The 14,965-nt window shown below is 52.4% G+C and carries 12 protein-coding genes and 1 riboswitch; of the genes, 4 read left to right on the top strand and 8 right to left on the bottom strand.

The window, feature by feature from the left end; translation table 11 throughout:
- Window positions 1-95 precede the first annotated feature (95 nt).
- The gene (gcvH, locus tag AC3WRW_RS23740; RefSeq protein WP_492548750.1) at window positions 96-485 is read right to left on the bottom strand and encodes a glycine cleavage system protein GcvH; all 390 of its coding nucleotides are present in this window, start codon (window positions 483-485) and stop codon (window positions 96-98) included.
- A 161-nt stretch (window positions 486-646) separates the two neighbouring features.
- Window positions 647-744: riboswitch (glycine riboswitch) on the top strand.
- A gap of 246 nt (window positions 745-990) precedes the next feature.
- Between gcvH and gcvT the strand changes: the two genes are divergently transcribed.
- From gcvT to gcvPB, 3 genes are read left to right on the top strand one after another with little or no spacing between them, the layout of a single operon-like run.
- On the top strand, window positions 991-2,085 hold the full coding sequence (gene gcvT / locus AC3WRW_RS23735; RefSeq protein WP_492548749.1) for a glycine cleavage system aminomethyltransferase GcvT: 1,095 nt from the start codon (window positions 991-993) through the stop codon (window positions 2,083-2,085).
- A gap of 23 nt (window positions 2,086-2,108) precedes the next feature.
- On the top strand, window positions 2,109-3,461 hold the full coding sequence (gene gcvPA, locus AC3WRW_RS23730; RefSeq protein ID WP_492548748.1) for an aminomethyl-transferring glycine dehydrogenase subunit GcvPA: 1,353 nt from the start codon (window positions 2,109-2,111) through the stop codon (window positions 3,459-3,461).
- On the top strand, window positions 3,458-4,951 hold the full coding sequence (gene gcvPB, locus AC3WRW_RS23725) for an aminomethyl-transferring glycine dehydrogenase subunit GcvPB (RefSeq protein ID WP_492548747.1): 1,494 nt from the start codon (window positions 3,458-3,460) through the stop codon (window positions 4,949-4,951). Before gcvPA ends, gcvPB begins: the two co-directional genes overlap by 4 nt.
- 170 nt (window positions 4,952-5,121) lie before the next feature.
- Here the strand turns inward: gcvPB and AC3WRW_RS23720 are convergent, their stop codons facing one another.
- From AC3WRW_RS23720 to AC3WRW_RS23705, 4 genes are all read right to left on the bottom strand, one after another.
- Window positions 5,122-5,631 carry a DinB family protein gene (locus tag AC3WRW_RS23720; RefSeq protein ID WP_492548746.1) on the bottom strand — a complete coding sequence of 170 codons (510 nt, stop codon included), beginning with the start codon at window positions 5,629-5,631 and terminating at the stop codon, window positions 5,122-5,124.
- Between the two features lie 74 nt (window positions 5,632-5,705).
- Window positions 5,706-6,680: a helix-turn-helix transcriptional regulator gene (locus tag AC3WRW_RS23715; protein WP_492548745.1), complete on the bottom strand. Its 975-nt coding sequence runs from the start codon at window positions 6,678-6,680 to the stop codon at window positions 5,706-5,708.
- 566 nt (window positions 6,681-7,246) lie between these two features.
- A complete protein-coding gene (locus AC3WRW_RS23710; protein WP_492548744.1) occupies window positions 7,247-8,170 on the bottom strand; it encodes a Gfo/Idh/MocA family protein in 924 nt (307 codons plus the stop codon).
- 7 nt (window positions 8,171-8,177) lie between these two features.
- Window positions 8,178-9,446: an MFS transporter gene (locus AC3WRW_RS23705; protein WP_492548743.1), complete on the bottom strand. Its 1,269-nt coding sequence runs from the start codon at window positions 9,444-9,446 to the stop codon at window positions 8,178-8,180.
- Between the two features lie 132 nt (window positions 9,447-9,578).
- Between AC3WRW_RS23705 and AC3WRW_RS23700 the strand changes: the two genes are divergently transcribed.
- Window positions 9,579-10,136, top strand: coding sequence for a hypothetical protein (locus tag AC3WRW_RS23700; protein ID WP_492548742.1), 558 nt, complete (start codon window positions 9,579-9,581; stop codon window positions 10,134-10,136).
- Window positions 10,137-10,182: 46 nt separating this feature from the next.
- Here AC3WRW_RS23700 and AC3WRW_RS23695 read toward each other — a convergent pair whose 3' ends face one another.
- From AC3WRW_RS23695 to AC3WRW_RS23685, 3 genes are all read right to left on the bottom strand, one after another.
- Window positions 10,183-11,694 carry a leucyl aminopeptidase gene (locus AC3WRW_RS23695; RefSeq protein ID WP_492548741.1) on the bottom strand — a complete coding sequence of 504 codons (1,512 nt, stop codon included), beginning with the start codon at window positions 11,692-11,694 and terminating at the stop codon, window positions 10,183-10,185.
- Between the two features lie 21 nt (window positions 11,695-11,715).
- Entirely contained in the window at window positions 11,716-12,729 is a 1,014-nt protein-coding gene (locus AC3WRW_RS23690) for an aldo/keto reductase (RefSeq protein ID WP_492548740.1), read from the bottom strand.
- An 803-nt stretch (window positions 12,730-13,532) separates the two neighbouring features.
- Entirely contained in the window at window positions 13,533-14,951 is a 1,419-nt protein-coding gene (locus AC3WRW_RS23685; RefSeq protein WP_492548739.1) for an anti-sigma factor domain-containing protein, read from the bottom strand.
- Window positions 14,952-14,965: the final 14 nt, after the last annotated feature.

Raw genomic sequence — 14,965 nt, 5'->3', positions numbered from 1 at the left:
CCCTGCCTAGAGCAGAAAAGGGGCTCTTACCGTGTTTTTTGGGATACTCAAATAAAGCCTATGTAACGATTTTTATAAACAAGAAAAATTAGCCTTTATTCGTTGCCGATATAAGAAGCATACTCATCAGCCGTAAGCAGGCCTTCAAGCGCATCTGCGCCGGAAACCTCGACCTCAACCATCCATCCTTCGCCAAACGGCGCACTGTTAACGAGCTCAGGAGAACCTTCCAATGCCCCGTTGACAGCCGTTACTTTACCGGATACAGGCGAGAAAATATCGGAAACCGTTTTGACGGATTCCACACTGCCGATGCTTTCATTCGCGGTAATGGATGCTCCTGCCTTAGGCAGCTCAACAAAGACAATATCCCCCAATTGATCTTGGGCAAAATCAGTGATTCCCACACGGACTACAGTATCCGACAGCTTTTCTACCCACTCATGATCTTTGGTGTATAACAAACCCGCTTGTACGTTACTCATCGTTTTACGCCTCGCTTACCAGCAAATTTTGCTTTTAGCTTAATCTAACGGGAACACCAAAGTCAAGGCGGACGTTGGCAAATGTTATCAAAAGTTGGTGTTGACAATTCACACCTGGATAGGCAAATATTAATACAATACTATAAATTGAATATTGGCGAATGATGGTACAGGGAGAGACCGCAAAGCAAGCTCGCGGCGCCGAAGGAGTAAGCCGGACAGCGGTGAATCTCTCAGGCAAAAGGACCTGTATCGGACGCAACTCTGGAGAGCTTCGAAGCGCGCGGCAGCGCGGGATTCGGACACCAAAGGGGAAACTCGGGCAGACGGATCGCACAGGTCTCATCGAGGTAACTCTCAGGTACAAAGGACAGAGCAAAAGGTATGTTTGTGTTGCATATCTTTTGCTCTTTTTTTGCATTTCCGGTATTTCCGGCATGTCCGGCAATTTTCGGCGGTTTTGGGCAACATAGGAGAAGTACAAAATCGAAGGTGAGGTTAAAGCATGCTGAAACGAACACCGCTCTTCCCGGTTTACGCGGAGCATGGAGCGCGAGTTATTGATTTTGGAGGCTGGGAGCTGCCGGTGCAGTTCGCGGGTATTCAAAAGGAGCACGATGCCGTCAGGCAGCAGGCCGGGCTTTTTGATGTGTCCCACATGGGGGAAGTCCGGGTGGCCGGAAATGGCGCCCTCCCTTTTCTGCAAAAAATCACCACAAACGACGTGTCGAAGCTCGAAGCCGGGCAGTGCCAATACAGTCTTATGTGCTATCCGGACGGAGGGGTCGTAGACGATCTGCTTGTTTACAAGTTAAGCGAAAACAACTATATGCTGGTCATCAACGCATCGAACATCGACAAGGATCTGGCTTGGATGCAGCAGCATCTCACAGATCAGACCGAGCTCACCAACATTTCGGATGAAACCGCCATGCTCGCTCTTCAGGGACCTCATGCCGAACAGATTTTAGCTAAACTGACAGACGCGCCTATCCAAACTTTGAAAACTTTTCGTTTCCTGCCCGATGTGAAGGTATCCGGAATCAACGCGCTGCTCTCCCGCACAGGCTATACCGGGGAAGACGGGTTCGAGCTCTATATCGATCAAAAGGATGCCGTTCAGCTGTGGAAGCTGCTGCTGGAGGCAGGCGGGGAATATGGCCTCGTGCCGGCCGGTTTAGGGGCCCGCGATACGCTGCGTTTTGAAGCGCGCCTTCCCCTCTACGGGCAGGAGCTCTCCAAAGATATTTCGCCGCTGGAGGCCGGACTGAACTATTTTGTGAAGCTCGATAAGGGAGATTTCATCGGACGTGACGTCATTGCCGGGCAGAAAGCGAACGGTACGCCGCGCAAGCTCGTCGGAATTGAAATGATCGACCGCGGCATCCCAAGGCCGCATTATCAAGTGTTCACGGCAAACGGTGTCGCAATCGGGGAAGTGACGACAGGCACTCAATCTCCTACGTTCAAAACGAATGTAGGACTCGCATTAATCGATTCCGCCTACAGCGCGCTGGGGACGGAAGTGAACGTAGAAATTCGCGGGGCACAGGTCAAAGCCAAAGTCGTGGCCACCCCTTTTTATAAAAGAAAGCCGTAACCGGAGAGGAGCACGCGCCCATCATGAAGCACCGCTATTTGCCCATTACCGAGCAGGATCAGAAAGACATGCTGGAGACGATCGGCATCTCCTCCATGGAAGAGATGTTTCAGGATATTCCGCAAAAGGTTCGCTTTCAGGGCGAACTTAACGTATCGAAGGCGCTGGATGAGCAGGGGCTGCTGCGTTATATGCGCCGTTTGTCCAGCCGCAACGCCGATTTCGACCGCTACGCCAGCTTCCTCGGCGCCGGCATCTACGATCATCACCTTCCCGTGGTGATCAATCATGTCATTTCGCGTTCGGAGTTCTACACCGCGTATACGCCTTATCAGCCGGAGATCTCCCAAGGGGAGCTGCAGGCGGTTTTTGAATTTCAGTCGTACATTTGCGAGCTCACGGGCATGGCCGTCGCGAACGCGTCGATGTACGACGGCGCCACGGCGCTGGCCGAAGCCGGCGCCCTCGCCAGCGGCGCGACGAAGCGCAGCCGTCTGCTCGTCTCCCGCGCGGTGCACCCGGAGGCGCGCGCGATCCTGCGCACGACCGCCCGCGGGCTGAACTTGGAAGTGGTCGAGATCGGCCTCACGCCGGAAGGCGTGACCGATCTGGCCGACCTCGCTTCCAAGGCCGGCGATTCGGCCGCCGTCATCCTCCAATCGCCGAATTTCTTCGGCTGCTTGGAGGATATCGGGGCGGCGGAGCCGATCGCGCACGGCGCGGGCGCCCTGCTCGTCGTGAGCGCGAACCCGCTCACGCTCGGGCTGCTCGAAGCGCCGGGCAAGCTCGGCGCTGACATCGTGGTCGGCGACTGCCAGCCACTCGGCATCCCGGCTGCGCTGGGCGGGCCGACATGCGGCTACTTCGCCGTCGCCGAAAGCTGGATGCGCCGCATGCCGGGGCGCATCGTGGGCCAAACCGTCGACCGCGCGGGGAAACGCGGCTTCGTGTTGACGCTCCAAGCGCGGGAGCAGCACATTCGCCGTGAGAAAGCCACGTCGAACATCTGCTCCAACCAGGCGCTTCTCGCGCTCTGCGCATCCGTGTACTTGTCCACGATGGGCAAGCAGGGCATTCAGGACGTCGGCAAGCTGAACGTCCAGAAAGCTCACTACGCGGCTGGCCGCATCGCCGCGTCCGGCAAGTTCTCGCTGCCGCTTGCAGGCAGCTTCTTCAACGAATTCGCCGTCAAGCTTCCGGACGGCGCCAATGTGCACGAGCTGAACAGCAAGCTGCTGCAGCTCGGTATCATCGGCGGCTACGACCTCGGCCGCGACTATCCCGAGCTCGCCGGCCATATGCTGGTGGCCGTCACCGAGCAAAGAACGCGCGAAGATATCGATGCCTTCGCCGATGCACTGGAGGAACTCGTATGACGACAAGTACGAACGAAAACAACATAACCGTGAAAAATGACGGCAAAGCGCTTATTTTCGAAATGAGCCATCCCGGCCGTGTCGCCTATTCCCTGCCAGAATCCGATGTGCCGGAAGTAGATCTGAACGACGTCCTGCCTTCCCAATTCCAGCGCAAGAACGCGCCGGAGCTGCCGGAAGTGTACGAGGTGGACGTCATTCGCCACTATACCGCCCTTTCCCGGCGCAATTTCGGCATTGACAACGGCTTCTACCCGCTTGGCTCGTGTACAATGAAATACAACCCCAAAATCAACGAAGACGTAGCCCGCTTCCCGGGCTTCGCCAAAATACATCCCTACCAGCCGGAAGAATCGCTGCAAGGCGCTTTGGAGCTGATGTTCAATCTCCAGCAAGACCTTGAAGCCATTACCGGCATGGATCGCGTAACCCTGCAGCCTGCGGCCGGCGCTCATGGCGAATGGACCGGACTTATGATGATCCGTTCCTATCATGAAAGCCGCGGCGAAAAGCGGACCAAGGTCATTTGCCCCGACTCCGCGCACGGCACGAATCCGGCCAGCGCCACGGTCGCAGGGTTCGAGACCGTTACGATCAAATCCAACGATCGCGGTCTGGTGAACCTCGATGAGCTTCGCAAAGCCGTCGGCCCGGATACGGCCGCTCTGATGCTCACCAATCCGAACACGCTCGGCTTGTTCGAGGAGCAGATCGTCGAGATCGCCCAGATTGTCCATGAGGCGGGCGGACTGCTCTACTACGACGGCGCTAACGCCAACGCGATCATGGGCATTACCCGCCCCGGCGACATGGGCTTCGACGTTGTGCATCTCAACCTGCACAAAACGATGAGCACCCCGCACGGCGGCGGCGGCCCAGGGGCAGGTCCCGTCGGCGTCAAAGAAAAGCTCATCCCGTTCCTGCCTACGCCGCTTGTGGCGAAACAGGAGGACGGCAGCTTTTATTTTGACTACAACTATCCGCAATCGATCGGCCGCGTCAAGGGCTACTACGGCAACTTCGGCATCCTCGTCCGCGCGTACACCTACATCCGAACTCTCGGTCCGGAAGGCCTGCGCAAAGTATCCGAGTTTGCCGTGCTGAACGCCAACTATATGCTGGCTAGGCTGACGCCTTACTTCGATGTGCCGCATCCGCGCTTCTGCAAGCACGAGTTCGTGCTGTCGGGCAACCGTCAGAAGAAGCTGGGCGTACGCACCCTCGATATTGCTAAGCGCTTGCTCGACTTCGGCTATCATCCGCCGACGATCTACTTCCCGCTCAGCGTCGAAGAATGCATCATGATCGAGCCGACCGAGACCGAAAGCAAACAAACGCTGGACGAATTCATCGACACGATGATCGCCATTGCCAAAGAAGCCGAAGAGAATCCGGATCTCGTCAAAAATGCGCCGTACACCACCGTAGTCAGCCGCATGGACGAAGCGCTTGCCGCCCGCAAGCCTGTCTTGAACTGCAGCTGCGGTTAAGTTGAAGGGCAGCTTTCGCAGTGAAATTAGAGGGAATTCCCCCCCTTATTTTGAGGCAAAGCATAACTATAACGAAGAGGGTGTCCCATAGTTGAAATGACTGGGGACACCCTTTTTCAACTCATCCTCGGATACAGTGATCACCAGCAGCCTACAGGTACTCTTTTCTCCTACTTATTGACCTCGTATAAATAAAATACGTAGTCGCTCGAAGCCCCCGCATGCCCAAGCTGTCGAAGCATGGAGGAGATATTGCCGCGGTGATATGTGCCATGATTGACGATATGCTGAATCAATTCGCCTATGCTTGCCTGCAGTACGCCGTAGGTTGGGTGGGGAAATTGCTTTTTCGCTTGCAGATCGTCAGCCTCATCCAGAAAAACACGGTACTCCTCCACTTTTCCCCGGTAAGCAGCCTGCAGCTGTGTCAAGGTTTTGTTCGCCGTCTTAGCTTCAATAACGCCGAACAGCTCTTTTATTTGCTCATAGCTGTTTCCCATCATGCCTGACAGCCATATCGTATCTACTTGGTAAATGTGTACGAGCCCTTTATAAATCGTCGGAAACACATTGCCGATCTCCTGATGGAGAAGTTCCTCCGGCAATTCTTCCAGACGTGCGAATACCCGCTTGTTGGCCCATACGTGATAATCATAGGTCTTGACCGCATGCTCTCTCATGCCTCATCCTCCTCGGAATGGAACTTCGTTTTCAACATACGCCTATTGTACATCCTCTTCACTGACAAAATGAGTCAGTCAATCCGCGCCGAGGCATAATGGTCATGCAAATTTTTCGTAATTTCCATCAGCATTTCGATAAGGAGCTGCGGCTCTTTAATTTGAATAGTCCCTCCATAACTGAGCAGGTAATAAGGAAGACGAGTATGAATGGCTTTTTCTTGCAGCTGAAAATGGGCCTCGTACCTTGTGCGTTCTACTAGCGTATGGGCCATATACCAGTGGCCGCACAGGTCGTCTAGCGCCTGTTCTCTCCCTGTGATTTTGACGGAGACCAAATCTTCCGGTTTATCCGAATCCGGCAGAAGGCCAGCGAGAATGAATTGGCGCGCCGAGAAATCAACCGGCCTCTCAAACGTCATGTCCGTCTTCGACATCTCGCGTATACGATCCACGCGAAAGCTGCGAATCTCTTGGCGCAGGTGACAGTGCCCTACGACATACCATTTGTTTTTCCAGCAAACAAGTCCATAGGGATCTAGATGGCGGGCTTCTACGATAGCATAGTAGCCCTTCTGATAGTGCATATGCAGTGTGATTCGCTGTGGAACCGCAACCTCCACTTTTTGCAGCAAAGAGGCCTCGGCGGCATCCGCCTGCGGCAAAATGACGTCAAGTCCTTGTTCATGAAGGTGGATTTGCTCCAGCTGCTCTTGATTGGTGTATATTTTTAGTTTGGCAATAGCTTGATTCAGCTTGTCGCCAAAGGGATAGCCTGCCTCCAGGGCAAAGGCGGAAGCATGAATAAGCGCCTTCTGCTCGTCCAGATCGAACACAAGAGGCGCTTCATGAAACTGTCCAAGCAAGCGATAACCGCCGTGATGCCCGGAATCCGAAATAATCGGGACGCCGCTCACGCATAACGCATCGATGTACCGGTAGATGGTTCGGATATGAAGCTCAAGCTTGTCCGCCAGCTGCTTAGCTGTTATTCGTTTGTGCGATTTGATGAGCCACAGAATGGCTAGCATTTGATCCGCTTTGGACATTTAGGGCTTCCCCTCCTCCAGTGAATCGTTTCCATTTTTTCATCTTAGCATTTTCTGGTATTTTTTTCCTGTTTGTACAAACCCATACCCATACTCATGCTCTTACCCTCCCGCAAAACTTGTACGAATGGGAACTACGGTCCTCTATTTTCCAACAAATCGTAGTTTCGGCCACGCAAAGGGAACTACGATCCTCTATTTCACCATTTCAGCCCCAATATTGGTTTTTTCGAACAAATAAGAACCTGTAGTTCCCATTTTCTCCTGAAGTCCGCCCAGTTAGCTCAAATAGAGCCCTGTAGTTCCTCCCTGTTCTGTCATGTTCTGTTCTGTTCTGTTCAGTCCTCTCCTCTCCATTCCGTCCCGCTCCAGTCCAATTCATTTCAATCCACTCCACTGGGGTTTGACCGCCGCCATGCATCGGTTACAATGCGCCCAGGATTCGCGCGCGTTGGTGCCTCCTCCCCCCTATACACAACCTTAATGCAGCGCCATCCCAAACAAATAAAAAAGGAGCTATCCCCAAGCAGAACGCTCTACCCGGAAATAGCCCCTAACAACCTTCACTAAACAGACAAGCGCTCAACCAACCGGTGCGACTCCAGCACAAGGTCGCCGCGAATCGTGCAAGCATTCGGGTCAGCCAAGCTGTCCAGGAAATGCTGAACAACGCTGGCGAAGCCCCTTCTTTCCAGCACGGTGTCCCAGCTTCCGAAGGTGCGTACGCGCGGCGCGGCGCCTTTTTCATAGAAGACCGCTGACTCCAAATTAGTCACGCAGGCAGAGCGGCCGCTGCCGTGCAGCTCGACCTTCTCCAAATCCACACCGGCCAGCCTTACCATGCTATAGGTGCCCAGTGAAGCGCCGAAGGACAGCGTCCCTGATGCGTGCAGCAGTTTCCCCGCTTCGTCTACCTGTTGGTTATAGGTAGAAACTTCATAGGAGCCGTCGCCGAGCCAAAGCAAAAGGTCCAGCATATGAATCAAATCATCATACAGCGTCTCTTTGGCACTATGCCCCTGCTGCTTAATCCGGTGCTTAACCGCTTCGCACCAATCGAAGCCGCCAGCTTCCTTCAGCCAATCCCGAGCTTCGATATAAAGCGGAGCAAATCTGCGGTTAAAGCCCGCAGCAAGCAGTACGCCTTTACGCTCCGCGTAAGCAGCCATCTCTAAGGACTGTGCCCAATCGTATGACAGCGGCTTATCTACATACACCGCCACGCCCTGCTCCATGCATCGCATCGCTATTTCGTAATGGGTCGCTGTCGGGCTGTGCACGAAAACAGCATCCAAATCAAGAGCGAGAAGCTCTTTCAGCTGCGTCGTCCCGAACGGAATGCGGTACTTCGTTTGCATGCGTTCAACCGTCGCCGGTGTAGAGCTCATGATGCCTGCGATGTCTGCTTGTTCGTTAACGGAAAGAAGGGGAAGGTATACTTTTTGCGCGATATCCCCAAGCCCGATGATTCCGATTCTTGATCGTTTCATTCTGTAGTCAGCTCCTTAATTGTTTCCCGAGCACCATGCGCCCTACGACTATGCCCAGTACAAACAGCACAGCGCCCACCAGAGTGGATACGCCATAAATTTGCACCCACATCGGCGCCTCCGAAATGAGCGCATACACTTTTCCGCCGGCAATCGGCCCGAGAAAAGCGGCAAAACCCGTAATCGCCGAGTAGGTTGCGATGTACATCGGCCGTTCACTTTTCGGCGTGTCGCCGATCGTAAAAGCAAAAACCATCTGATTAAACCCGCCCAATCCGATACCAAGCACAATATGAACCGCATAAAGCGCGACAACCGCCGGTATAAAAGCAATCGCTCCCCATAAAAGACAAGCGAGAGCAATAATCGGCAATGACCACAACAGCAAGGTCTGCGCTGTATAACGTGCATTTAGATTGCCCCAGACATAGTAGCTTGCCATCATAACCAAAGTATGGACGACCGTGATGTAGGAGACGGTTTCATAATTTATTTTCATGAGCTTCAGCATGACATAGGAAAATAACGGTACCGTCAGGCTTTGCACAAATAAAAACACAGCCAAGAAAATAATCGCTTTAAGAAAAGCGCTGTCTTTGAGTGGTTTCCCAATCATGCCTATGGGATTCGACTCCGTGGACGGCTCGAAAGGCGGATTCGGATATAAGCAATACGCCAGCACATTGAGAACCGCACAAACGCCGACGATCATAAATAAATAGGTAAAGCCCTGCTCCCCCGGATTCCGATCCAATATTTGTCCGCCGATAAAGAGAGCGAGCGAACTCACCCCGCCCAGAATCGTATTGCGAAGCCCGAAATAGCGCCCCCGAACCGGACCAGGCACAGCGTCGCTAATCAGCGAGGTCCACACAACGCCGCCCGCGGCATTGCCCAAATGAGCCACCGTGTACAAGACGATATACATCACAACCCACAGATCCTGCGGAAAAAGAAAAGGAATCAACCCTACGGAAGCCCACAGCAGCCTGTGAGAGGAGCCGAAAATAAGGAGCATTCGTTTGCGGTTTCTAAATTTCTGCATCGCCACAGCCATGCCGATTTGAATGATGTTCACGACCGTCGTGATCGCTAAAATAAATCCAATCTCCGTCGAAGTAGCGCCTAAATACAGCAAATAACCCGTTAAGAAGGGTCCCCCTAGAAGCTGGAAAATAATAACGGCCGGAAATCCTTCCAGCGTTGCAATAAGCAGACTTTTCCGGTAGTAAGACATCTTCTTTCTGGGATGTAGCAAGCTGTCAACTATTTTCATAAGCGTGTTCGCCTCCATTTTGTAAGCATAAAACCTCTCAATTGATCTAATAGTTTACAAGATATAGGGCGCTTATGTTAAAATAGGACAGACTACCTATTCTATCATGTCAGGCGGGATCAACGAATTACTATGAAACCAAACCATTTTGGTCTTATCACAAGCTCATTGCTCTTTTTGACTTTTATTGTACTCTCTCTTGTGTTCCAGTCAACAACTTATTTGTATATCGCCAGCGTTTGCCCGCTTCTCATCGTTCCTTTTCTTCCTGACATTCGTTCGGTCCAGTACATCAAGCCCAATCAGGCTAAAGGCGCTGTCCGGCTCATTACGATGGAAAATAAGGACAATTCCGATTCCGATTTTCTTGTGATCCTGTTTGAACAAGGTTATGTCAGATGGAATTCAGGGAAGCTCTATTTTAATTTGGATGATATTATGAAAGATGTATATGTCAAGCCAGATCCTTTCGCCGCCACGATGACGGTGTTAAAATACGACCTATTCCCTCATCGCAGCAAGAAAAACTGGGTCGGCATCTCCTTGTCCCAGCTCGAACAGCGTATCGGCCAACTCTCTTATACGACCAATGAAATTAACCGCCTAGTCATTCAAATGTCCGATGTGAACGAATTGCTGCAACGACCGGTTCCGCAGCCGGCTGCAGCCGGAAGAAGTGTCGGCGCATAAAAAAACACCTAACCTTGTGTTCTTGCAAGGTTAGGTGTTTTTTTGATCATTCGTATAGCTGCTCGCCGCACAAATAGGTTGCTAATGTCCGGACCATAACGCCTGTGGCCCCTTTGGGCTCGATGCCTTTGGCTGACCATAACCACGCCGTGCCGCCGGTATCCAGATGAATCCAAGGCGTCTCCTCGGCGAAGTAGCCGATGAACAGCCCTCCGGTGATAGCCCCCGCCCAGCGGTCCGCGGACGCTTGATTTTTGATATCGGCCACATCGCTTTTCAGCATGTCGCGATACTCAGGATAGTTCGGCAGCTGCCAAAGCTTTTCTCCCGCTTTCCCTGCCGCTTGGAGCAGCGGTTTCAGGAACTCATCGTCGTTCGTCACAGCCCCTGTCGCCACATCGGCGAAGGAAATTAAGATGGCGCCCGTCAAGGTGGCTACATCAATCAGGCGCGTCGCTCCGTGCTCCTTCGCGTAAGTAATGCCCTCCGCCAAAACGATGCGGCCTTCCGCGTCCGTATTCAGCACTTCAACGGAGTGTCCGCTGTACATGGACACGATATCGCCTGGACGGTAGGCTGAGCCGGATGTCATATTTTCCGCTGACGGGATGACCACTACGAGGTTAACCTTCGGTTTCAGCCTGCCGACGACGTGAAGAGCTCCCAGCAGTGTTGCGGCTCCGCCCATATCGCTGATCATTTCTTCCATGCCGTCGGGGCTTTTCATCGAGATGCCGCCGGTATCGAAGGTAATGCCTTTACCGACGAGGCCCAGCACGTCGGCGGAGTCAGGATCACCCTTGTACTGCAGGGTGATCATCCGTGGCGGGTTGGCGCTCCCTGCGCCAACCGCGATCAAGCCGCCCATCCCTCTAACGGCGATCTCGTGCTCGTCCAGCACTTCGCTGTCAAAGCCGTAGTGCCGGGCAAGCTTTAAGGCTTCCTCTGCCAGGGCAGCCGGAAGGAGCTTATTGGCCGGTAGGTTCGTGAGGTCCCGGGCATAGTTGGTCCCCTCCGCAACCGCCTCAGCGGATGCGATCGCGGACGACAGAAGCGCTGCATCCGCAGCCGCTTCTGTGAGCAGTACGGCCCGGCGCAGCTCTGCGCGCGCCGGCTCGTTCTTGCGGTACACCGCGATGCGGTATGTACCGAGAAGCAGCCCTTCGGTCAGCGCCGTGACGGCGGACCGGCTGTCGATCCCGCTTGGCAGCTTCAGCGCCAAGCTTTCCAGCTTCAGCGCGAGCGTCTCGCGCGCTGCATAGACGGCGGCTGCTCGCAGCGTATCGCGTGAAGCTGCGGGGCCGAGCCCCGCAACGAGCACGTACGCGTACGGCAGCAGCCCGTGGGTCGGCAGCGCCTCGAGCTCGCCTGAGGCGCCGGTGAAGAGGCCCTTGGCGCGCATGCGCTGAAGGGCCTGATCGAGCTGCGGCTGTCCGAGGACGGTGTCCTCGCGCAGCTCGGCTTCGCTTAGGCAGACGAGGATGGCGTCTGCCTCCTGTTCGTTATGCGTGAATGACGTGAACACGCCCGTCGTAATTTCCGTGATTTTTGCAAACATTGCGTCATACTCCCTGTTTATTTAATAGAAAGATGCTGCCTTCTGAATGACAGATTGCATAGGCAGATGATACGGACACTTTTCCTCGCAAAGCGGCTTCTCTTTGCACGGATCATGATCAGCACAGCCTACTATTCTATCCTTTTGCTTCTGAAAAAATCCCTCGCCCTTCGGCAGCAAACCGAATTTCTCTCTGAATCTGCTCGCTATCATCACATCCGGGATTGCGATTTCAAGCGGACAGGAACAATAGTTGCAGCGTCTGCAATCGTGCTGACCCAGCTCAGCAGCCAATTGCTCGAGCTCTAGGCGCTCTTCTGGTCCAACTTCCTGTTCCTGTGCAGCCAGGTTTTCTTGCACTTCCTTGATGCTAACCATCCCTGATATCGTGACATGCACATCTTGGCTGTACGGATAACGGATGGCTCGATCAACGGGCTGTATGAATCCCCCGGACAAAGGCTTCATCGCAACCTTCATTAAATCCATCTCAGTCGCTTTGGGAATCAGCTCATCCAAGGCAAAAGGCTGCGCCAAATTCAAATGGAACAAAATTTGATCAAATTGCCCTTTGGCAATCCATTTTGCCAGTAAATCCGGTCGGTGACCGGAAATGCCGATGTATCGCACTTTGCCTTCCCGTTGGGCTTCCAGCGCTGCCTTGTAGGCTCCTTCCACATCCATAGCTTTCTTAAATTCACTCACATAGTTTACATAGTGAATTTGAAGCAAGTCGACATGGTCCGTTTTCATCCGCACCAGACTCCGCTCGATTTCCGCCTTAGCTGTTTCGTAATCGCGCGCGCCCGTTTTTGTCGCTAAAAAGTACTCTTCTCTGCGATGCGAAATGCATTCGCCGATGATCTCCTCACTGTTGCGATAAGCCGCTGCGGTGTCGATATAATTAATGCCGTGGTCCAAGGCATAGTTTAATGTTTCTCTAGCCTGTTCTAGCGGTACTCCCGGAAGGTTCATTGCACCAAAGCCAAGCGACGAAACATTGTAGCCTGATTTACCGAATCTCGAATATCTCAAACCAATATCTCCCTTCCCAGTTCCGTTAACGAGCGGATGAATAATTGCACATGCAACTATTGTAATACAACTTGGTCCTACTTTCCACGAAGTCATGAATGATCAGGAGAACTACAGGGCGCTATTCCGCCAAAAATCGGCCAAATGGAAGGCGAGTGGGAACTGCAGGGTTTTATTTCCTCGGTTTTGAGCACGTATTGGCTTGGAAGGCCTAGATAAAGGAACATAGTTCCCCTTGTTTTAGCGAAACGCCCTATCTTTAAAAAATAGAGGAGCATAGTTTCCCCAAATGTTGACCGCGTCGTGGTTGACGGGAAATGGACCTGGGCGCGTGTGGCGTTTTGAGTGCCGATGGACACATATAGTGCATACTGGGCTATTTTGAACTGCTAGGAGCGGTATTAGAGGTCGAGTTCTTTTGGACACTTTCTGTGAGAGTTAGGTACGCTTGACGTATGCCCTTAGGTGATATTGATGCTAGAATCGTGAAAAGAGGCTGTCCCATAAGTAGAATATTCTTGAAGGTTCCAAATCCGTGCTTTACGAAGAAGCCAAGGTGAATTAACTGGAAAATCCCGCTCTAAATGGCTCGAATGATGACCTTGCAGCGGTTTTAAAAGGAAAAACTCCCGTTAGTTTGACCGGATGACGTGAATTCTCACGAAATCGGCGCAAATAGAGGGAGTTTTTCCAGCTAAATCGATCTGACAAGCATCTGCAGTCAAAATAAAGGGAAATTTCCCCTTATTTTGACCACAGCAGCATAACTGCGTAAAAGAGGGGACAGCCTCCTCGAGCCCCCATCATCGACCGTCTTTACCGTCATTCCTTTGATCCCACTCCCGGTCTCCAAAATTCCAATGGAAAGTGGAATTACGCTCATTTTCCGGCTTCGGAGACGATATTGGCTTCGCTGTCGGTTTGCCCGTTGGCTTGATGGAAATGGTTGGCTTGACAGTCGGCTTCACACTAGGCTTTGGGTTTTCACCTGGCTTTGACGATGATCCTTTTTTCGAATCATCGTCATCATCTCTGCGGTCCGGCTTTTGTGTTGATTTTTTATCATCGTTGTCGTTCTTGCCGTTTTTGTCATTCTTGTCATTCTTGTCGTTTTTATCGTTTTTGTCGTCACGATCATTTTTATCGTCTCGGTCGTTCCTGTTGTCGTTACGAACATTTTTCGGCGTTGGCGTTGGTGTCGGCCTCAAGCTAGGCTTGCCGTTGTTATCGTTCTTGCCGAGCTTGCTATTGTTGTTGCCATTATTTTTGCCATTGCTGTTTTTGTCGTTTTTATCGTTTTTGTCGTTCTTGTCATCTTTGTCGTTCTGGTCATTACTTGCATTGCCCTTGCCTTTGTTTGAATCGTTATGTATCTGCTGATTCCGCTCGCTCAGCTTACCGGATTTTTCATCCGCGACCAGTTTTTGCAGAGAAGACTTATCGATTGGCTTCGATGGGGCTACCAGTTTATCGATTCCGCCGCTTTCCTTCGCTAACTGATGAATGGAAACGCTTTTGATGTCATCCAGAGATACTTTCGCCCCATTGTCTACCGCATTGAGATAAATGGCATATTTACCCGCGGAAACACCGCTGGCCTTTGCTTCTTGTCTCACTTCTGTCGGGGCTGCGAACGCAGTTACTTCATAGTTCTTGACTTGCTCCGGATGGGCCTGCTCAATATGCTTGTTGACCTGATTTTTCAGCTTGGTTGCAATCGCCTCATCGTTTACCGCTGTTTTTTGCTCTACAACCGTGGAGGAGATGATGATGTCGCCTTCGCCTTTCGCGAGCGCTCCCTGCTCAGCCTTGTCCAGAATGTCCGAGGTAACGCTCTCCAGCGTTTTGCCCTTGTACTTTAAGGTGCTGATTAACTCAACGCCATCAGGATTTAGTCCGCTCAAGTCCTGTACCATTTCTTGATCATCAATGCCGATTTCAATGCTCGGATTGATATCTATGGTTACGTAAGCGACTACTTGACCGCTCGGCACATTGCCTGTCAATGTGGATACTAAGACGAAGCACAAAACAATGGCGGCTGCCAAGCCGGAAAGAATGCCTATTCGCGGTACCCGGAAGCGCCTTATCGCGGGTGCAAACAGGATTTCCTCCCCTACTTCACAATTTCGCGTCCCCCTAGGAAGCTTCTCAAATCGACCCTCTGGATTCATGACAATAATGGAGCTCTCGCTTATTTCCATTACGATTCCCTTGTTCATGCGCTGTTCTTCCT

The sequence above is a fragment of the Paenibacillus sp. FW126-R14 genome (assembly GCF_058789495.1).
The sequence above is the reverse complement of the archived record's forward strand: the minus strand, read 5'-3'. Positions and strand labels throughout refer to the sequence as shown.